Annotated in this window: 17 protein-coding genes; 5 read left to right on the forward strand and 12 right to left on the reverse strand. The window is 56.9% G+C overall.

Annotated elements, in window-relative coordinates:
• Positions 1-224 precede the first annotated feature (224 nt).
• Positions 225-749: an NUDIX hydrolase gene (locus D460_RS0115790; RefSeq protein ID WP_018899541.1), complete on the forward strand. Its 525-nt coding sequence runs from the start codon at positions 225-227 to the stop codon at positions 747-749.
• Positions 750-891: 142 nt separating this feature from the next.
• Here D460_RS0115790 and D460_RS36775 read toward each other — a convergent pair whose 3' ends face one another.
• Positions 892-1,095: a hypothetical protein gene (locus tag D460_RS36775; protein WP_245267755.1), complete on the reverse strand. Its 204-nt coding sequence runs from the start codon at positions 1,093-1,095 to the stop codon at positions 892-894.
• A 3-nt stretch (positions 1,096-1,098) separates the two neighbouring features.
• On the opposite strand from D460_RS36775, the gene D460_RS0115795 reads away from it, so the two are divergent.
• Entirely contained in the window at positions 1,099-2,382 is a 1,284-nt protein-coding gene (locus D460_RS0115795) for a mechanosensitive ion channel family protein (protein ID WP_245267756.1), read from the forward strand.
• 75 nt (positions 2,383-2,457) lie between these two features.
• On the opposite strand, the gene D460_RS0115800 is transcribed toward D460_RS0115795, so the two are convergent.
• From D460_RS0115800 to D460_RS0115815, 3 genes are all read right to left on the reverse strand, one after another.
• Positions 2,458-3,708, reverse strand: a complete 1,251-nt coding sequence (locus D460_RS0115800) for a GGDEF domain-containing protein (protein WP_245267757.1) — start codon at positions 3,706-3,708, stop codon at positions 2,458-2,460.
• Positions 3,709-3,836: 128 nt separating this feature from the next.
• Complete coding sequence (locus tag D460_RS0115805) at positions 3,837-4,586, reverse strand: transporter substrate-binding domain-containing protein (RefSeq protein WP_037111448.1); 750 nt, start codon at positions 4,584-4,586, stop codon at positions 3,837-3,839.
• Between the two features lie 1,170 nt (positions 4,587-5,756).
• The gene (locus D460_RS0115815) at positions 5,757-6,710 is read right to left on the reverse strand and encodes a porin family protein (protein ID WP_018899546.1); all 954 of its coding nucleotides are present in this window, start codon (positions 6,708-6,710) and stop codon (positions 5,757-5,759) included.
• Positions 6,711-7,117: 407 nt separating this feature from the next.
• On the opposite strand from D460_RS0115815, the gene D460_RS0115820 reads away from it, so the two are divergent.
• The 3 genes from D460_RS0115820 (at position 7,118) to D460_RS0115830 (ending at position 10,016) form a co-directional block, all read left to right on the forward strand.
• Entirely contained in the window at positions 7,118-8,554 is a 1,437-nt protein-coding gene (locus D460_RS0115820) for a DUF6880 family protein (protein WP_018899547.1), read from the forward strand.
• Between the two features lie 566 nt (positions 8,555-9,120).
• Positions 9,121-9,573, forward strand: coding sequence for a MarR family transcriptional regulator (locus D460_RS0115825; protein ID WP_018899548.1), 453 nt, complete (start codon positions 9,121-9,123; stop codon positions 9,571-9,573).
• Between the two features lie 41 nt (positions 9,574-9,614).
• Positions 9,615-10,016, forward strand: coding sequence for a DUF1398 family protein (locus D460_RS0115830; RefSeq protein WP_018899549.1), 402 nt, complete (start codon positions 9,615-9,617; stop codon positions 10,014-10,016).
• 946 nt (positions 10,017-10,962) lie between these two features.
• Here D460_RS0115830 and ugpC read toward each other — a convergent pair.
• From ugpC to D460_RS0115880, 8 genes are all read right to left on the reverse strand, one after another.
• Positions 10,963-12,054 (reverse strand): sn-glycerol-3-phosphate ABC transporter ATP-binding protein UgpC, encoded by a 1,092-nt coding sequence (gene ugpC, locus D460_RS0115845; protein ID WP_018899552.1) that lies wholly within the window; start codon positions 12,052-12,054, stop codon positions 10,963-10,965.
• Positions 12,054-12,902, reverse strand: coding sequence for a sn-glycerol-3-phosphate ABC transporter permease UgpE (ugpE, locus tag D460_RS0115850; RefSeq protein ID WP_018899553.1), 849 nt, complete (start codon positions 12,900-12,902; stop codon positions 12,054-12,056). The genes ugpC and ugpE overlap by 1 nt, the downstream gene beginning before the upstream one ends.
• 8 nt (positions 12,903-12,910) lie before the next feature.
• On the reverse strand, positions 12,911-13,792 hold the full coding sequence (gene ugpA, locus D460_RS0115855; protein ID WP_018899554.1) for a sn-glycerol-3-phosphate ABC transporter permease UgpA: 882 nt from the start codon (positions 13,790-13,792) through the stop codon (positions 12,911-12,913).
• A 70-nt stretch (positions 13,793-13,862) separates the two neighbouring features.
• A complete protein-coding gene (gene ugpB / locus D460_RS0115860; protein ID WP_018899555.1) occupies positions 13,863-15,170 on the reverse strand; it encodes a sn-glycerol-3-phosphate ABC transporter substrate-binding protein UgpB in 1,308 nt (435 codons plus the stop codon).
• A 168-nt stretch (positions 15,171-15,338) separates the two neighbouring features.
• Positions 15,339-16,139 (reverse strand): inositol monophosphatase family protein, encoded by an 801-nt coding sequence (locus D460_RS0115865; protein WP_018899556.1) that lies wholly within the window; start codon positions 16,137-16,139, stop codon positions 15,339-15,341.
• Positions 16,140-16,160: 21 nt separating this feature from the next.
• Positions 16,161-17,234, reverse strand: a complete 1,074-nt coding sequence (locus D460_RS0115870) for an ABC transporter ATP-binding protein (protein ID WP_018899557.1) — start codon at positions 17,232-17,234, stop codon at positions 16,161-16,163.
• A complete protein-coding gene (locus D460_RS0115875) occupies positions 17,231-19,471 on the reverse strand; it encodes an iron ABC transporter permease (RefSeq protein ID WP_026283210.1) in 2,241 nt (746 codons plus the stop codon). Before D460_RS0115875 ends, D460_RS0115870 begins: the two co-directional genes overlap by 4 nt.
• 69 nt (positions 19,472-19,540) lie before the next feature.
• Positions 19,541-20,569: an ABC transporter substrate-binding protein gene (locus D460_RS0115880; RefSeq protein ID WP_018899559.1), complete on the reverse strand. Its 1,029-nt coding sequence runs from the start codon at positions 20,567-20,569 to the stop codon at positions 19,541-19,543.
• Positions 20,570-20,644: the final 75 nt, after the last annotated feature.

A 20,644-nucleotide genomic window follows, 5' to 3' on the forward strand; every position in this document is an offset into this window, starting at 1 on the left:
GCTGACGATGCTGGCAGCGACGATGTTTATTGCGACATCCTCCTCCGGCATCATCACTTTTCGACTATCGAAAAGCGTAAGCCCGCAAAGTCCGACAAATGCATCTTGGGCGATATTGATCTCAATCCTGTGGATTGGCGTCCCTCGCGTCGATCAGACGGTGGGTCTGCCCTATGTATCATCCCCCGCGCCCGCTAGCGTGTGCAGGTTCACGGAAGACACATATGCCAGGTAAAAAGCAGGCCACTGATAGTCAAGGGAAGCGCCGATCGCTGTTGGCGCAACTTGCCGACGAGCCAGAGAAGCTGTTCGCTGGCGCGTTCCGGCAGCAATATGGCGCCATCTGCTTTCGCTACGTTGGTATGTCCTCGAAAATCGAGGTGCTTGTCATCTCGTCGCGAGACACTGGTCGCTGGATTGTCCCCAAAGGCTGGCCGATGAAGAAGAAAAAACCTCATGAGGCGGCGGCGGTCGAGGCTTGGGAAGAAGCCGGGGTCAAGGGCAGTGTGCGCAAGGACGCGGTTGGACGTTACACCTACCTCAAATTTCTCGATGACGGTAGCGTTGTTCCAACGATCGTCGATCTCTTCCAGATAGAGGTCACCGTCCAGCAAGACGAGTTCAAGGAAAAGGGGCAGCGCCGGATCGCCTGGGTCGAACCGGACGAAGCAGCGCGGCGCGTGCGCGAGTTGGAGCTAAAATCGCTACTGGTCGACTTCAAGCCAAAGGGAAAGCGAAAGGGAGCCTGACACAGGCCCACGCGCCGTCGTCGTGCCGACGCTGATCGTATCTGTAAAGGTTGAGGAATGGGTTCTTGACGAAGCGACCCCACACGCTGTCAATTGCCGGCGACGACAACAGTGAAACAGGCAAATGGGCCAAGAGCAAAGTTCAATCTTCCCTCTCATCGCGGATCCTATCGCTCAGTTTGCGACGATCGTTCTTCTGCTTGTGGCCGCGAGATTTTTCGTCCGCGGAAGACCTACGCACCGCTTTCTGGTCCATATAACCTTCTTTGCTTTCCTCACTGTGCTTCTTGTCGGTAACAACGTCGCACCATGGACGACGGGCACCGTCGATGAGGATCTTACGCATCGAATGTTCATCGGCATTGCAAAGGCGACATGGTGGGCCGGGGGCGCGATGGTGCTCGCCAGCTCTGTTCGTGTATACCTCATTTTCGAGCGCAAGCCCCGTGAAGGCCGCCTGCTTCAGGACCTTTTGGTAGCCGTGATCTACCTTGGTGCCGTGCTCTCGATCGTGGCCTTCGTGTTTGATTTACCTGTGCGAACGTTGATCGCTACATCCGGCGTGTTCGCCATCGTTTTGGGTCTGGCCCTTCAAAGCACGCTCAACGACGTTTTCTCCGGTATCGCGCTTAACCTAGGCAGGCCGTACGCAGTTGGAGATTGGATCGAGGTGGAGGGCGGCGTCCGCGGACAGGTCGTAGAAACGAATTGGCGATCGACACACTTGCTCAGCGACACCAACGATCTCGTCATCGTACCAAATAGCGCCCTCGCCAAGGCGACGTTGACAAACCTCACAGGGGGCGACTCCGTTCATGGGAGCAAAATCATTGTGCGGGCCATGCCGACGCGCTCGCCAGCTGTCATCGAGGAGACTATGCGTACGGTGCTGTTAAGCGCGAATTCTATTTTGAAGACGCCTCCACCATCTGTATCGATCACCGGCCTTGACGGATCCTCAATCGAGATTGAACTGTCGTTCAAGGTCGCAAGTCTCGGACAGACTGGCGCTGCGAAAAACGAAATATTCGATCTGGTTTACAGGCATACGAAGGCGGCTGGCATACAGCTTTCAGCGCCTTCGAACGCGTTGGCGGAACCACACTTTTCAGACACAGCAAGCAAGCATCCTGGAACTCCCTGGCGCCTGCTCACCTCAATTCCACTGTTTTCGGCACTCACCGAAGATGAAATGGAAACTGTCGCTAACAGTATGAAGCGACTGACCTTCAAAAAGGACGTCGTCATCGCTCCTCAGGACGCATCAATGACATCCTTGATGATAATCCGGAGTGGGGTTGTGGTGATAGAAAACGACAACGGCGCCGGCAGGACGGAATTGACCAGATTGGCGCCTGGTGATCTTTTCGGTGAACGCGGCGTCTTGATGGGCGCGCCAGAGCCGGCTGCGATGCGAGCATTGACTTTGGTCGTGGTGTACGAGATCTCCAAGGATCATTTGGCGAGCGTGATGCATGACCGCCCGGCCTTGGTAGAAGAACTAAGCCAGCTTTTGGCGAAACGGGTCGAGACGGAAGAGCATCTGCGAGCTGACAACGAAAGCGCTTCTGGAGTACGCCCAGTTTCTTTGGCGGCTCGAATACGGCATTTGTTCAGTGTGCCCACCCACTAACGTGTCTGATCATCAAAAGCCTCAGTGCGGATGGTGTTGCATAATCGCCCTTCGCATCAACAACGCGAGCAGCGTCTATCCTGCTGTCTGGCCTCTAGCGTTCGAAAAGCGGCCTCGGGCTTGAACGGGGTGATCGGCGACGGCTCGGTTTCTACCACCGCTTTTCGCAAGGTAGAGCGCCTTGTCAGCGCGCAATATCAGCTCGTTCATTCCACCGGCATCGCCGCGCGGGGCGAACGAGACACCGATACTGGCTGTCATCGTCATTGAATGCTCGCCTTCTAGCGGAATTCGCATGGCTTCAATTCGCCGGCACACAAAAGCCGCGTCCAGTAGTGCCTGCTCTTCGTTGTCCGCATTGTAGACGATGACAAACTCTTCGCCTCCGTAGCGGGCTGCCAGCGAACTCGGTAAGCGATCAAGTGAGACGAGAAGAAGAGCTAAGCTTTGAAGGCATTGGTCACCGACCTGGTGTCCGTAGCGGTCGTTGATGGATTTGAAGTGATCAACATCGATTAGCAAGACCGCAGTGCCACCAATCTTGTCCTTGTCGGCAAGCGCCGACTGTAAATATGTCTCAAGTGTCCGACGGTTCGCCAGTCCAGTCAACGGGTCTTCTTCGGCGAGTGCCTGCAACACCACGTTCTTTCGTCGGAGTTCACTTGCCGTATATCCATAAGAAAGCACCGCATCTCCGATCATCGCGAGCTCCGCGAGAACCGGACGCGTCTGTACAGGTAAGGTTGGCCTATTTTCACTGATGCGCTTGAGGTTTCCGATCGCCGCAAGAACGGGCTTTGCAAGATGCCGTCGAGCGAGCAGAAGCAGCACGACGCAGAAAAGGCCGGGCATCAGCAACGTCAACAAGACGGTGTTCCTCGTGCTTGCGGCTCCCGCCTCTATTTCCTTGGCAAGTCTGTCGGCGGCGAGAGCCGCGTCTCCGCTCAGCTCCTTCCCCATTTCGTCGATGATCTTGATCGCTTGGCTGTATGCAGCCGTCGCACGTTCCTCGAAGTTGAAGGCGGCAGTGCTCTGCCCAGCACTGTCACGGGCCTGCTGCCGAGCCGCGGCGATCTCTTTCGCAAGCGTTGCCACGCTTTTCGATCCCGAAACGACGCGTTCGCCAGCGTCGAACGGAAATCCTTGCGCGAGCGCTTGTATCTGGAGCTGTATCTGCCGTTCGAGGCGTCTATCACGCGCGAGATAGATCGCCCTGACCAAAGACGCCAAACGCTCGGTCTTGACGGCATTTCGGGTCTGCGAGAGGATCAGCGGCAACTGCGTTTCGCGGGTGAACTTGGCTTCTCGTTCGATCTTCGTGAGCAAGACGCCAGTGAATATAGCGGCGGCGCCTGTGTACACCAGCGCGATGAGAAAGAGTGCCCTGCCCGCTGATCTAAGCGAGATTTGACGTGACGACCGCCACCGTGACCAAGACTTCAACATTTGCAGCCTTAGTATATGCTGAAGGGGAAGTAGGCGTCATTGATCCGATCGTATGTGCCGTTAAGCTTGATTTCCTTGAGGGCCGCGTTGACGCGAGCGAGAAGCGCCTGGTTGCCCTTGTGGGCGGTGATGTGTGCCGAGCTTTGCAGGAAGTCGCTCGATATCGGGTCTCCGACATAGCTGAATGCAGACCCCTCCGGGGTCTCCATAAAGGTCAGAAGCTCGATTGCGTCACCGATTAGGAGATCTGCCTTTTTTTCGATGAGCAGCTTGCGTGCCGCCGGCTGGTCCTCGCCAAGCAGGATCGTACTCTTTGGGTAAGCCTTTTTGAGATATTCCGCCTGGATCGTCCCGCTCTCCACGGCAATCCGCGCGCCGGCCAGCGCTTCCGGTGAGCTGTCCTGATATTTTTCGTCGCCGACGAGCACCGAGTGAGAGCGGTAATAGGGTTCGGAGAAGTCGATACGGGCGGCGCGCTCTTTCGAAAAGGCCATGCTTGCGACGATCAGATCGTATTTGTTAGCTTCCAGTCCGTCGATGATGTCGTTCCACGCGACAGCCTGGAAGGAACATTCGACAGACATCTTGGCGCAGATAGCCTTTGCAATATCCACGTCAAAGCCCTTGAGCTCGCCGTTATCGAGGAAGTTGAACGGGGGGTATGCACCCTCGGTCGCTATTCGTAGCGTCTCGGCATGGCCCGCACCAACGGCCAATAGCGTTGTTAGGGCAAATGCGATACTCAGTCGTCGAAGCATTCGTTGATCTCCTCAACCCGCATCAATAGCCCGCGACTGCTAATAAAGATTTTCGAAATAAAGTTAAATGTTATTGAGATAACAAACGGGCTTGGGTAATCCGATGAAACGATCCAAAGATTTTTCGCTCAGTTCAGGAACTTTTTCAACGCACGCGAGTTATGGCAGTGCAAGGCGTTTGAAATCCATCTTGCCGCGGATGCGTACAGCATACGATCCGCCAGAAGCCCGGCGTCGGATTGTTCCGGACCGGGCTTTTCCTTTACAAGCGGCAGCCTAACCCTTTAAATATCAGGATTACCTAAATCAGCATTCATGCATAATGGGGCGCTCTGATCTGATCCCGTAGTGATTAGCCAGCGCTCGAACTCACAAATTAAAACGCGTACAATCAACTTGCTTGAGGACACGTGGTGGCTGACAAAATGATAAAACGCGGGCCTGCCCAATCTACAAGGAAGAGATAAAGGTTGCCGCTACCCGTTGTATTCACTGCCATACCGAAATCCCCCCAAGCGCAGACGGCCGCGCAAGGCCTCCAATGATCATGGGCCGGCGCATTCGTGCCATGGCGCACCGCGCATCCGCGGCAGCCTTCAACGCGGGACCATCATCCGCGTGTAACGACCTCGAGATCGATGACGCCGGCGTCTGGGAATACATAGGGGAAGACGACGAATATTGCTACTACTGGGGTCCGTTCTAGTGCGATGGCACCACGCCGGCACCGTGGTCGATCGCAGGTGTCACCGCGTATTTTCGCAGGAGGCACTCTTCTTCCATGTGATGGGGTATTCCGTGTTAGGTGTCCACCTGCCAGCATGACCTGGACGCCAGCTTTTTCGCACCACACACCATCGCAGCTAAAATCAGGTAGATAAAAGAACGCCGGGGTTGAGGCGCTTCAAATAGCTGGGAAGTGCGCTGGCAACCGATAGTGGCGGCCTATGCTACGTCGCTAACGCCACGGAGCGATCGAAAAGCCGTTCTGATCGCGACCGGACGTGCGATAAACGACTGGGCGGTCGACAGCGCGCGGCGACGAATCTCGGGGTCGCAAGCGAATGAGTTTCTAGCACCCAAGAAACGAATTGGTTTTGGACCTTCATCATCGATGAGGGTCGCATGGCGATGGCGCAGCATTGGTCTCCCGACACTGCGCCTGTGTCTTCAGAAACTCTTGCGGAAACCGAAGGTTACAGCGTTGCTACGGAAATCCGTGCTCGACGAGGTGCCCCCCTGCGAGGTAAAATCGAAATTATCTGCGGCTGTGAACCTGTATCCGATGTCGAGTGTCGTATTGTCGAACAGAGAAACGTCAGAGAACAACCCAATAGCCTGTAGGTTGATCCCAACACCCGCATCAAGATGATAGGCGAAGGCTGTGTCGCTGTCGTCCATCAACGTCCCGGTACCCGCAACGCCCTGCTTGCGAAGGTCAAGGTTCATGAAGCCGACACCACCGCCAACATATGGAGTGATGGCGCTCAACGCTCCGTCTGCCGCCAGAGGAATATCCAGGTAGCCATTGACATAACCTTGGATCGAGCGAGCATCGCCGAAGGAGTTGATGCCGCCGAGACCTACGCCCCCAATGCTATGCTCATCGACCGAAGCTGTACCATAGCCGATTTCCAGTTCCATACGCGGCGAAATGAAACCGTACGCTCCAAAGTCGTAGCCAGCTCGAAGAGCGCTATAGAAACCGACGTCATAATCGGTCGAGACCGTTGTGCCGGCGGCGCCGAAGCTGGTGTCGTCGAGAAAATTCACGGACGATAGAGAACCGATGTAAAAACCGGATGACGACTGCACCACAGCCGGCTGCTCGACGGGCTGCACCAAATCTGCTGCAAGCAGCGAGGACGTGGAGGAGACGAGAGCGGTGAGAACGAGAGCTGGAATTTTCATTGTGAACCCAAACTTATGCGCCACAAGGAATTCGTGGGCTTCAGGTTTCGCAAGTAGGAAGGATTGGGCGGCGTTCCACCCATAGATCACGATGATGAAGAGCGCGTGACATAAATGCAACGCGAGATGACGCTTGCCTGCATCCAAAATCCCCAACAAGTCATTCCCGAGCGATTTTTCAACCGGATCGGCGACTTCACCGAGAGCCGCCACCTGCTGTCGGTAAGAAGTGAACTTGTCTGCCCCTTCACCTTTGATGTATGCGCAACCGCCCGTAACCTAGAAGAGCTGGAATGGTCCTGGAAGCGGCGTCGTTGTCTATGGTGTAAGCGGGACCACGGACATTCGCAGTGGTAGATCAGACGCTGGGGTATCCCTCCAACCGCTTGCAGACTGGGATCCTCAGGACCTTCGCGCCTTCGCAGCGTAAACAGGGCGCCTTGATGGCGTGAAACTGGCTAGCGTGTCAGATACTTTGCAAATAATTCGGCCACCCTCGATGCGCCTCGTCCTCGATCTCTGTTAAGTTACAAGTCGCAAGAGGCGAGCGAATGAACAAACTCAGCGCTCAAGAATGTGCAGAACCTATCCGGCTTTAGAAATGGTGATACGATCGTCCCATGGCAGCGAAGACTACACTCAACGCAAAGAACCTCGAGGCACTCGGCGTGCAAAGGCTCGCCGAACTGCTCATTGAACTCAGCATTGGCAGCGCCGCCCATCAGCGACGTCTTCGCATGGAACTTGCCGGAAACCACGGTAGCGCCGAGGTGGCCCGAGAGGTCCGAAAACGGCTGTCCAGCATTGCACGCGCTAAGACTTTCATCGACTGGCGCAAGGTCAAAGCCACCAAGACGGATCTGGAGACTCAGCGGAAGATCATCGTCGAGACCATCGCTTCCCACGATCCGGTGGAAGCTTTCGATTTGATTTGGCAGTTCTTGGCGATCGCGGATCGTCTCTTTGAACGCTCGGACGACGGCAACGGGTCGTTGATGCAAAGCTTCCATCAGGCAGGCATAGACGCTGGGAATATCGCCAAATCCGCGAAGATCGACGCCGATGTTCTTGCGGAGAAGGCGTTCAGAGCAATTCAGCGCAACGGCTACGGACAGTTTGACCGCCTGATCACTGCGATGGCTCCAGCGCTTGGCCACAAAGGCCTCGAGCATGTTAAGGGGCTCTTCGTCGACTGGTCAAAAGAAGCAAGGGAGAAGCCGGCTCAAAATGATCGACAGATCATCGGCTGGAGCAGCGCGGGTGCGATCTACGAGGACGACGTCTACGAAAATCACAAGGATCTCACCATTCGCATCGCGCTGCAGGAGATTGCGGACGCCCAGAATGATGTCGACGCCTACATTGCGCAGCAACCGGAGAAGACACGCAGCGCCCCCATGGTCGCCGCCGACATCGCCAACCGTCTTATCTCAGCTGGGCGAGCCGAAGAAGCACTCGCAGCGCTCGACAATGTCGAGGCCACGGGATGGGAGAATGTTCCGTTCGAATGGCAGCTTGCACGAACCGCGGCACTAGAAGCGTTGGCGCGGAACGATGAAGCCCAAGCGTTTCGGTGGATGTGCTTCGAACAATCCTTAAATGAAGAGCACCTGCGTGCCTACGTCCGGCGCTTGCCTGATTTCGACGACATCGAAGCCGAGGAGAGAGCTTTCGCATTCGCCCAGGCATTTCCCGATGCCAATCGCGGCCTTAACTTCTTCCTGCGGTGGCCATCACCGGCACAGGCAGCAAAGCTTGTGATAAATCGGTCGGGCGAGCTCGATGGGGATTATTATGAGCTGATGACCCCGGCGGCCGAGATGCTTTCAACGAAGTACCCATTGGCCGCGACAATCGCCCTGCGAGCGATGATTGACTTCACTTTGGAGAGTGGCCGGTCGAGCCGATACAAGCACGCAGCGCGACACCTTGCGGAATGCAAGTCATTGGCGAACCAGATTGAGGATTTCGGTAAGGTACGGGCGCACCAGGATTATCTGGCGGATTTGCAGCGGAAGCATGGGCGGAAGTCGGGATTTTGGGGTCTGGCATCTTAGCGGGCGCATCTAAACTTGCCGGCTGCCTCTGAGCGACCTGACCGTCGAAAAGTAATCGGTTGGCAATTGAGGCTCGCGCCCGCCCCTGTCCCCGCTGATATGAGACAGGGATTATCCCGGCACTATGAGCGCTTGTGCCTTTGCACGGCCTATGCACGTCGCTTTCGATACCACAAGCGATGCACAATACTGTGACAGCGGGCGCGGGGGAAGGTCGACCTGGTCGTCCTTCTGAGATCGACACCAGGTTGCGCGCCTTGAACAAAGTCTCTTGACGCAAACTCTTTGATCCGGACCGCGCAAGGTCGCAGATCTTTGAAGACCCGCGACCTTGCGATCGCGTAACCGGTATTTTCATCGCACACACGAGAGTGCTCGTTTTAAAAATTCTGCGGACAGAGGCGGTTCAATTTTCTTGCTGGCTTTGGATGAGGAGGTCCGAACACCAAGTGTGCAATCCAGCCGTTTGTGAACGGTAAAGACCTATGGCTCGTCGGGCAGTTTGACGAATCTTGTTGACTAGGAAACCTCTTCGATTTAGTTTCCTAGTCAACAGGGAGTTCATCATGACATCAGTCGCGAAACTGACCGATCACACCGGCTATTGGATGCGAATGGTATCAAACGCCGTGTCGCAGGAGTTCTCCCGCAAGGTATCGTGTGAAGATGTCACTGTCGCAGAATGGTCATTCATGCGTTCACTCTACGACCTGGAGCCCACGCCTCCATCGGTTCTGGCGGAAAGAATGACCATGACAAAGGGAGCCATCAGCAAACTTGCAGAACGCCTGATGGCCAAAGGGCTGGTTGCGAAGGCACAGAGCCGAGAGGACCGGCGCGCCCACAACTTGTCCCTGACGACAAAGGGACGAGCCAAAATTCCGCTCCTGGCGTCGCTTGCCGATCAGAACGACGCTGATTTCTTTGGCGTGTTGACGAAGGAAGAGCATGAGACACTCGACCACATCCTAAGGGTCCTCACCGAAAAGCGCGACTTGAGAGCAACCCCGGTGGACTGAACCGTCGAGCGAACCCAACATTGAAACGAAAGGAAGCCACCATGGACGCGGAACGGATAGCTGTTGCCGAAAATTGCCTGCATTCTGCCCATAATGGAAGCTTGAGCTTCCCGGAGATTGTCGGAACACTATTAGCGGCGGGCTTCGAGGGATACACAGTCGACTACCGCCGCAACACCCAGACCTATTACCTGCCGGATGGCGATAGTGTCGCCTTCGATATGCGTCCCTCCCCTGGCAAAGTCGCCGCTACATTCGATACGAGCGAGGTGGAGCGCCTGGTGCGATGGGCTCAGGCCAATCCTGAGAACTATAGCTACGTCGCCTTCTGCGAGAAAGCCAAGGCCGCTGGTTGCGCAGGCTACATTGTCTCGTTTCTCGGCCACCGGGTCCTTTACTTTGGCCGTACCGCGGACACCCATATCGAGCACTTCCCGAACTGAAGACTAGGGCCATGACAAGGCTGATAGAACCGTCGACCATCCTTATCATAGCAAGCTTGTGCTCCGGCAATTGGCATGCTGCGGCAAAAAAGCCACAGCACTCGTAAGCGGGCAACACTGCTGCCATCACAGACGCTGAACTATGAAAAAGCCTTGCCGAGGTCGTCTAGAATAACGGCTCAAAGCTTCCAAGGTTTTAAACAATCCGGCAACCAATCAGTCCCAAGGTTCTTTGGCCGGCCGTGTGGAGCACGACCGCGGCTCGCAGGCTCGGCGGTGTCTGCTACCGAGCTCAGCTTTTTCGACATCCGGCTTGATACCGAGTACAAAGTCGATAACCTTAGATGAAGACATCTCGCACGGCTTTAGCAACGGACGCATCTGTCCGATTTGATAGAGATTGAAGGAGACGATGTCGTTTCCTGCAAGTTCCTCTGCGAAGAGCCAGATGCGACGCCCGTTGTCGGATCGGCGCAACGTTACACCCCAGCTTCGGCCGTCGAGCTCACCCCTAAAGTATCCGGTCGGAAGCCGCATGAGAGCGCGTTGGAAATCCACGATTTCCGCCTCCAGATCGGTCACGGCGCAAGGCACTCTTCGCAGATGCCGCAGCAATCCACATCGAGTATGGCGGACTGCCCGCAGCAGTCGCATACGGACGTCTGCAACCCCGCGAGGATCCTCGGTCGAGGCGGCAAAATGTCGATCATGTCTTCGTCATAGTGGCTAGTAGATTGGTGTTCGTCCATGACTGGCTCCAGTATCTGGACTCCAGATAGTGAATGGTTTTTCGATAGCAAGACAGGCGCCTTGAAGGCGTGGTTTTGGACATCATTCCGCGTAGTCGGCTTACTCTAACTGCAACCGAGGGGCACTGCGAACGTTTCCTCGTTACCAGGCGACGATGGATGAAGCTCTGTCCAACATCGAAGTGCGCTGCGCGAGCTCAACCAATTTGCGGATCGATCAAGCGGGTGGACCCGAATATGCCGGCAGGCGTCGCGACACGCCGACCTGCACTGTCGAAACAGTGGATGGCGTCCGGTTCGGCCTGAAGCATCACCCGGCTACCTATAGACATTGTTGATCTGCCTGCTACTCGAAAGACAATCTCCACGCCACCAGCCGTCGTGGCATGAATATAGCTTTCTGCACCGACAAGTTCGATGGCATCGATGTCGAGAGCAAGGCTGAAGGTTGAACCTTCCCGCGTGTGACCGATTTTCAAGTCCTCAGGGCGAATTCCGATGGTTGCCACTCCGATGGGAAGTGACAGGCCGGGAGCGTCGGTGCCCAACGCGTCGGCGCTGACAAGGTTCATGGCCGGCGAACCAATGAAGGCTGCCACGAAAGTCGTGGCCGGCCGCTCGTAAAGCTCGATCGGCGTGCCGACCTGCTCGATCTGCCCTCCATTCAACACGACAAGGCGATCTGCAAGGGTCATGGCCTCCATCTGGTCATGGGTCACATAGACGCTAGTCGTGGCCAGTGAACTCTGGAGTTTGCGGATCTCAACCCGCATCTGGACACGCAGCTTCGCATCGAGATTGGACAACGGCTCATCAAATAAAAATGCCTTCGGCTCGCGCACGATTGCTCTGCCCATTGCGACGCGCTGCCTCTGGCCGCCTGACAGTTGGCGTGGCTTGCGCTCGAGCAGGGAACCGATTTCCAAGGAAGCCGCCGCAGCAGCAATTCGCCGTTCTATCTCTGCTGCAGCCATCCCTCTATTTTTCAGGCCATAGGCCATGTTCTGCCTGACGGTCATATGCGGATAAAGCGCGTAATTTTGAAAGACCATCGCGATATCCCGCTCGGATGGTTCCAAAGCGTTGACGACGCGCCCGTCAATGGCGATTTCTCCAGAGGAGATCGCTTCCAATCCCGCAATCATCCGCAAGAGCGTGGATTTCCCGCACCCGGACGGCCCGACGAGGACCACCATCTCACCATCGGCGATGTCGAGCGAGATTCCCTTTATTGCCTCGAAGCCACCTGCATATGTCTTGCGAACGTCCCTGATGGTGATGCTTGCCATTACTTCTCTGTCTCCACGAGGCCCTTCACGAACCAGCGCTGCATCAAGACGACAACGAGGATCGGGGGAATGATTGCAAGAATTGCGGTGACCATGACGAGGTTCCAGGGCGTCGCCGCGTCGGCGAAATCGACCATCTTGCGCAGCCCGATGATGATCGTCGACATGCTCGCGTCGTTGGTCACAAGCAGCGGCCAGAGATACTGTGTCCAGCCGTAAATGAAGAGAATGACGAAAAGCGCCGCCAGATTGGTGCGTGAGAGCGGAAGCAGGATGTCGCGCATGAAGCGCATCGGCCCTGCATTGTCGATACGGGCGGCTTCCACCAATTCGCCGGGTATCGTCAGGAAGAACTGGCGAAACAGGAAGGTTGCGGTCGCCGATGCCATCAGTGGAAGGGTCAGCCCCGCATAGGTGTCAATCATGCCCAGATCGACGATGACTTTGTATGTCGGCAGGATACGGACCTCCACGGGCAGCATCAGCGTCACGAAAATCATCCAGAAGAAGACCATGCGCAGCGGAAAGCGGAAAAACACGATCGCGAATGCCGACAGGAAGGAAATGATAATCTTGCCGATCGCGATCAGAGCCGCGACGACAATCGTGTTGAACATCATGCGCTCGAGGCTGACCCCGACGACCCGCTCAACCCCGCCAACCAAGGCGTCGCCATAATTCTCCGTGAAATGGCCTTGCGGCAGCATGGTGATTGGTGGGCGCAGTATCTGCGCCGACGTCATGGTTGACGCGACGAACGTGTAGTAGATCGGGAAGGCAACAATAATGATCCCGATTACGAGGATCAGATGGCCTGTGATATTTGCGATGGGGCGTCGATCGATCATCTCAAACCTCAAGCGTAGTGCACGCGGCGTTCGACGAAGCGAAACTGCACGGCCGTCAGCGCGATAACGATGACCATCAAGACGACGGACTGGGCCGCGGACGAGCCGAGATCGAGATTGACGAAGCCGTCATTATAGACCTTGTAGACCAATGTCTCGGTCGCCTTTGCTGGCCCACCTCCGGTCACGGCATGGATGATGCCGAAGGTATCGAAGAAGGCGTAGACCGTGTTGACGACAAGCAGGAAAAATGTCGTTGGTGCCAACAGTGGAAAGACGATTGTCCAGAACCGACGGCTGCCGCGCGCGCCGTCAATGGCTGCTGCTTCGATCAACGATTTCGGGATCGCCTGAAGGCCGGCGACGAAAAACAGGAAGTTGTAACTGATCTGCTTCCATGCGGCTGCGACAATCACCAGGACCATGGCCTGTCCGCCGTTCAAGAGCGGATCCCAGGCAAACCCTGCGCGTCGCAGGATATAGGCGAAGCTTCCCATCGCCGGATTGAACATGAAGAGCCACAACATGCCCGCAACTGCAGGAGCCACAGCGTAGGGCCAGATCAACAGCGTGCGATAAAACGTCTGGCCCCGCCTGATACGGTCGACGGCGGTGGCAAGTGTCAACGCCACGATCATCGCCAGGGCTGCGGTCGCCACACTGAACACGACTGTCACCTGAAGCGAATGAATGTAGCTCGGGTCGCTGAGGATCCTGCGAAAGTTCGCAAGTCCAACAAATCCACTTTTCAGCCCGAACGGGTCTTCCCGCTGCATGGATTGATAAAGCGCCTGACTGGCCGGCCAGAAGAAAAACACGACCGTCAGAACGATCTGCGGCGCCAACAGAAAATAGGGAAGGACTTTATTCGGGAAGACGACATTTTGCACGCGGAGACCCCCTTGAGCGAAGCGAGGTGATCATCCGCGCGCGTGAGCGCGGATGATCGACAGATCAAGCTTACTGGGCGATCGCCTGCTGGATGGCCGCGTTACCTCGCTCGACAGCCTTATCGAGAGCGGCCTTGGCATCCTGCTTGCCCGCGAGCATCGCTTCGAACTCCTCGTTCATGATGTCGCGAACCTGCGGCAGGTTGACGAGACGAACGCCCTTGGAGTTTTCCGTCGGCGCCTTGCCCATCATCTGCAGGATCGGGGTTTCGCGACCCGGGTTCTTCTCGTAGAAGCCCGACTTCTTCGTTTCCTCATAGGCAGCCATGGTCACAGGCATGTAGCCCGATACCTGATGAAGGCGCGCCTGGATCTTGGTCTGCGACAGGAAATGGAAGAACTCGGCGATACCCTTGTACTCGGCGTCGCTTTTGCCAGCGAATACCCAAAGGCTTGCGCCGCCGGGGATGGTGTTTTGCGGACGGCCCTCGCCCGGCTCATAGGGCAGTTGCCCAATTCCGTAGTTCATGCCGCTCTTGACGATATCGCCTAGGCCGCCGGACGATTCCGTCAGGATAGCGCACTCGCCCGACGTGAAGAGCTGCTTGGCTTCGGATGTTCGACCGCCATAGCGAAACGTTCCATCCTTGGCGAGGTCGGCGATATCCTGGAAGTGCTTGACGAAGTCAGGCGAATTGAACGACAGTTTGACGTCGGTGCCCGCCAAGCCGTTTTCGTTGCTGCCGTAAGAGAGATTATTCCATGCGGCAAAATTTTCGGTTTGGATCCAAGTGAGCCAGGTCGACGTCAGACCGCAGGCAGCGCCGCTTGCCTTGATTTTCTTGGCAGCTTCGATGACCTCAGGCCACGTCTTAGGTGCGGCCTCCGGGTCAAGTCCGGCCTTCTTGAACAGGTCCTTGTTGTAATAGAGGATCGGCGAGGACGAGTTATACGGGAAAGACAGCATGGTGCCGTCCGGCCTGGAATAATAGGCCGCAATACCCGGCAGATATTCGTCCTTGTTGAACTTGTATCCGCCCTTCTCGAGGACTTCGGCGACCGGCATGATGGCCCCTTCGGCCCCCATCATCACGCCGCTGCCTGCATCGAAGACCTGCAGGATCGCCGGCGACTTCTTGGCCCGGAAGGCTGCGATGCCGGCGTTCAGTGCTTCGGGATAGGTGCCCTTGAAAACCGGAACGATCTTGTAATTGGTTTGGCTCTCGTTGAATTCCTTGGCGAGCTGGTCGACGACCTCGTTGTTGGCGCCTGCCATGGCATGCCACCATTGCAGTTCGGTAGCGGCATACGCGCCGCCGGCAGTCGTGCTTGAAAGAAAGGCCGTGGCAAAGCCGATCGCGATTGGATGACGAAACATGTTTCCTCCCTTTGGGTCAATTCGCGCATATTGCGCCTGCGTGGCGCAGCTGACCTCCCCGTCAGCCACGCCTCACATCTGTCAAAGCCGGTAGCCGGCTTAAAATTGGTCTCCTGTCACAACTAACGCCGCGAAGCGATCTGTCCAGATATCGGCAATCGTGCGTTGTCAAATTCCGGCAATAGCGCGAAGATCCTCGACGGCGCCGGGCGCTGCCGCAAGAACGGGCGCCCCCTTCGTCAACCGGTCTCCGTCGGTCGGGAATGGGTGGTACCAGCCGCCGGCCTCCTTCACGAGGCAATAACCGGCCAGGCAATCCCAGGCATGCATGTAGGGTTCGTAATAGCCCACGAGACGGCCGGCAGCGACATAGGCAAGCATCAGTGCGCCAGATCCATTTCGAATGAAGTTGCCGCCGGCAGACAAGAGCTTTTCCACCATCGCGGCGACGAATGCCGGCGTGACATGGTTGTTGGCGCCGATACCTGTCACGGAATTACGGATCGTGCGTGAAGAATCGAGCGACAGCGATTGTCCGTTCAACGTCGCACCGGATCCAGCAGCTGCAGAGTAGAGTTCACCGTGGCACGGTGCAAAGATAACGCCGACAACAGGCACGTTATCCTGGAGAAGCGCGATCGAGATGCACCAGTTCGGCATGCCATTGACGAAAGGGCTCGTTCCATCGATTGGATCGACGACCCAGGTCAGTCCCGACGTGCCAACTTCAAGTCCGTATTCCTCCCCGAGGAAGCCGTCACCGGGATAGGTCTCATGCACGGCGTCTCGAATGAGGTTTTCGACGTCCCTGTCAGCGATCGATACGACGTCCTGGGGATCCCGCTTCGTTTCTATGACCAGGCTTTCCCTCTTTTCGAAATACCCGAGCGCCAGCGCGCCCGCCTTCTTTGCAATGGTTTCCGCAAAGGCCCTGCGAGCATCGAGGCCCAGTGAAGAATGCGATGTCATTTCAAACCCTCTTGCGATTTCTTACTTGGTTGGTGCGGTAATCAGCGCGATCCCGCGATCCTTGAGGCTGATGGCGACTTCGGTCGTCGTGTCGAATGGTGAATTCGCTGTCCTGTCGATGACGAACAAGTTCCCCCTGCCGGTTGCGACTTCGTATTCGACATGATCGCCAAGATAGGCCGCATGCGTGATCCTGCCGGTGAAGGCACCCTTCGTGGGCGTGCGATGCAACTGAATTGCATTGGGCCGGATGGCGAGTTCGGCCCTGCCGGCCGATGCATTCCTGGCCGCTACGCGGTGCTTCAGCCCTTCGATATCGATCAGGGCGATGCCGTCTTCGACACTTTCGACCTGGCAGGCCAACACATTGGCCTCACCCATGAAATCGGCGATGAAGGCGGAGGCGGGCGCATCGTAAAGGTCGCGTGGTGCACCTTGTTGCGCGATCTCGCCATCCTTCATCACGATGATCTGGTCCGACACGGCAAGAGCCTCGTCCTGGTCGTGCGTGACATAGACCGCTGTGAAGCCCAGTCGCTGTTGCAGATCGCGAATTTCGGTGCGCACCCGCCGGCGAAGACGTGCGTCGAGATTGGACAGCGGCTCGTCGAGCAGCAGCACCTGCGGCTCAAGGACCAAGGCGCGCGCCACGGCAACGCGCTGCTGCTGGCCACCCGACAATTCGGCCGGCAGCCGCTCGCCCATTCCGTCGAGGCCGACGAGCTTCATAGCGTCCTTGGCGCGCTCGCGCGCTTCCTTACGCTTGATACCAGATGATTCCAAACCGTAGGCGACGTTGTCGAGCGATGTCATATGCGGAAAGAGCGCGTAGCTTTGAAACACCATCGAAACATCGCGCTCGTTTGCCGGCAGCATCGTTACGTCTTTTCCGCCGATCAGAATACGTCCAGACGAGGGATGCTCGAGACCGGCGAGCATGCGCAGCGTCGTCGTTTTGCCGCATCCCGATGGCCCGAGAAGCGTGACAAGCGCTCCAGGTTCGATGGTGAGCGACAGGTCGGGGATCGCCGTGAAGGCGCCAAATGTCTTTCTCACTCGTTCGAACGTGACGGAGCCGGGCACAGTCTTGCTCATGCGGGTTTCTCCTGATTGAGCGGCAGGGAGGGTTTGGCTGTCGGGGCAGCGAGCGCCACGCGGTTCTCGCGACGAAGTCTCCGTTCGCCGACCAGCAGCTGAAAACCACCGATCACAGCGACCATTACCACGATAAGGGCGGACGAGTAGGCGATCGCAACGCCATATTCACCGTTTTCCACGAGGCCGACGATATAGGCCGTTGACATGTTGTACTCGGCGCTGACGAGGAAGATCACGGCACTGATCGAGGTAATCGCCCGCACGAAGGAATAGACGAGGGCCGCGGTGATCGCCGGACGCAGGAGCGGCAGGATCACCTTCCTGACGGTTCTGAAGCTGTTTGCACGCAAGGTCAGGGATGCCTCGTCGAGGCTCTTGTCGAGCTGGCTCATAGCCGCCACGCCGCCGCGCACACCCACGGGCATGTTACGGAAGACAAAGCAGGCAATTAGGATGAGAGCGGTACCGGTCATCTCCAGCGGCGGCAGGTTGAATGCCATGATGTAGCTGATGCCGATTACGGTGCCTGGAATGGCGAAGCTCAGCATAAGTGCAAATTCGAAGACGGCACGACCGACGAATTTCTGGCGCACGATCAAATAGGCAGTCAGCAGGCCGACGGCTGCCGTCAGCGGCGCGGAAATCAGTGCGATTTCCATCGTCGTCCAGAACGAGTTCCATGCGACACCCGTCCAAGCTATACCGCCGGCCTCGCGCCAGCCTACGGAAAACGCGCTGATATAGTGCTGGAAGGTCAGGCTGTTATCGAGGCCCCAGGTGCGCACGAAGCCGCCGAAAAGAATCATCGCGTAAACCACCACGGTAAACAGCGCCCAGGGAATGACGATTGCATGAACAGCAATCGAGAGGCCGCGCGGCAAGGCAGCATGGGCGCCCGAATCGCCTTTTCCCGTGACGGTGGCGTAACTTTTCCCCTGCAGCCAAAGTCGCTGTGCGAGAAAGGCCGACATGGTAAAAGCAAGCAAGATCATTGCAAGCACGGCAGCGCGGGCTGGATCGTTTTGCGATCCGACGACTGCAAAGAATATTTCCGTGGAAAGGACACCATGGCTGCCGCCAAGAACCATCGGGTTGCCGAAGTCTGCCATGCTTTCGATGAAGCTGATCAGGAAGGCGTTTGCGAGGCCGGGCTTCATCAACGGAAGCGAGATCCGCCAGAAGGTACGCCAGCGATCTGCCCGCAACGTTTGCGACGCCTCTTCCATCGAGGGGCTGACGCCTTCAACCACACCGATCAGGACAAGAAACGAGATTGGCGTGAAGGAAAGGACCTGCGCGATCCATATGCCGGTGAGACCATAAAGCCAGCGGCCGGGCTCGATACCGAGCCAGGATGCTGCCAACTGTGTCACGACGCCAGCGCGCCCGAACAGGAGTGTCAGTGCCAGGCCAACGACAAAGGGGGGTGTGATGATCGGCAGGATCGTCAATAGGCGCAAGCCCTTCTTGAAGGGGAAGCGGGTGCGCGTTGCCACCAGCGCGAAGCAGAGACCGAGCAAAGTTGCGCCCCCTGCTGTCATGATTGCCAGCCATAGCGTGCGCCAGGCCACACCGCAGCGCTCGCCACCGACGACACAGCCAAGGCTCCAGACCGATGAATCCTGGATCGTGTTGAGAAAGCCGCTTGGATCGAACGAGCCATCGACGGACTGAAAAGCCGCAATGAACATGCTTCCGACTGGATAGAAGACGAAGACCGCCACTAAAACCACAAGCATCGAGATGGCGCTGACCACGAAGGCGTCACCCTTCATAACGCCGCGATCGGCAAGACCGAACGAAAAGAACAGCACGAAAACGATACCGGCAAGAACGGCGCCGGCTCCCATGGACGGCTGCCCGTCCGGCAAGGCGCCGAACAGCCCCTCGCTGACTGCCCATGACCAACCGGAAAAGGTGATCGCCAGCCCTTGAAGTGTAAGAAGTGCCAATCCGACCCCCCCGCAAATCGCGAGTAGGAGGCCGCGGCTGCGAGCGTTGTGAATGAAGCGCGCGAGAGACGCTGCGACAAAGACCAGAGCGACAATGAGAAGCCACCAGCGTCCGAAGCTTGCGATCTGGACTGCAGCTGGTGCACTTGCTGTGTCAGAGAAGTAGCCTGCCAGCCATTGGAAGCCGAAGAAGCCGCTTTCGATGCGATACCAGGGCAACAACAAGAAGGCCAAACCACCCAGGAGTATGGTGATATCGAGACGGCGATTGCGAGAGATCATGTCGGTTGTCCGCAGCGTTTCGTGACGGTCGGAAGGCAGGAACCACAAGCCCCTGCCCTCGCCATACGATCAGTTGGCTTTAGCGCCGATTTCTTTATCCCAGCGGGACAGAAGAGCCTTGCGAACATCCGGATCGCCGTACTTCTTGAAATCGTAGTCGATCAATTTGATATCTTCGAACTTCGGCGCCTCCTTCGGCACCTCGGCGGACTTGTTGGATGGCAGCTGGAAAGACTTCGCGTCTTTCATGTGGGACTGAGCATCCGCGCTCAGCGCCCAATCGTACCACTTCTTTGCATTGTCGAGGTTTTTTGCGCCTTTGACGATTGACATCGAGCCAATCTCGTAACCGGTCCCTTCGCACGGCGCTATCGCCTTGATGGGGAAGCCCTCGACGGTCTGAGCGACCGCATCATGCATGAAGACGACACCAATGGTCGATTCGCCGCGCGCTGCAGCTTTCACCGGCGCAGAGCCAGACTTTGTGTACTGGGAAATGTTGGCGTTGAGCTTCGAGAGATAGTCGAATGCCTTGTCCTCGCCCATGATCTGAACGAGGGTCGCCAGCGTGTTATAAGAGGTTCCCGAGGAGTTTGGATTAGCGATCTGGATTTCGCCTTTGTAAGAAGGATCGAGAAGATCGGCCCAGCATTTTGGCTCCTTCAGGGCCTTCTTCTGCAAGATCTCAGTATTGTAGCCCCAACCAAGAGCACCTGCGTAAACGCCGACAGTGCGAAAGCCTGCACTTTCTGCCTGCTTTTTGGCCCAATCCTGCAGTTGGTCGAAGAGTGGTGACTTGTACTCCAGCGTTAGTCCCTCGCTGGCTGCCTGCAGGTGCGGATCGCCAGTGCCGGCCCACCACAAATCAGTCTTGGGATTTCGCGCTTCCGCACGAATTTTTGCATAGGTCTCACCAGCCGAAAGGCGAACCATGTTCACCGAAATATCCGTCTGTTTTTCAAAGAGACCCTTCATCAGGTCACAGACTTGCTGGTCTGCAGAGCAGATGACGTTGAGATTTCCGGCGGCATAGACAGGAAGGGCGAACAACGCGGTGGCTGCCGCTAACGCGGCTGTGGCGAGCTTGATCGAATTCATGATTTCCTCCTTTTGAGCGACGCCTCCACGTCGACGCTTGTTTGCAAGCGTGTGCAAAGCTTGCATGTGACAGAA

The organism is Rhizobium sp. 2MFCol3.1 (assembly GCF_000377565.1).
In the GTDB taxonomy this organism is placed as follows: Bacteria; Pseudomonadota; Alphaproteobacteria; order Rhizobiales; family Rhizobiaceae; genus Rhizobium.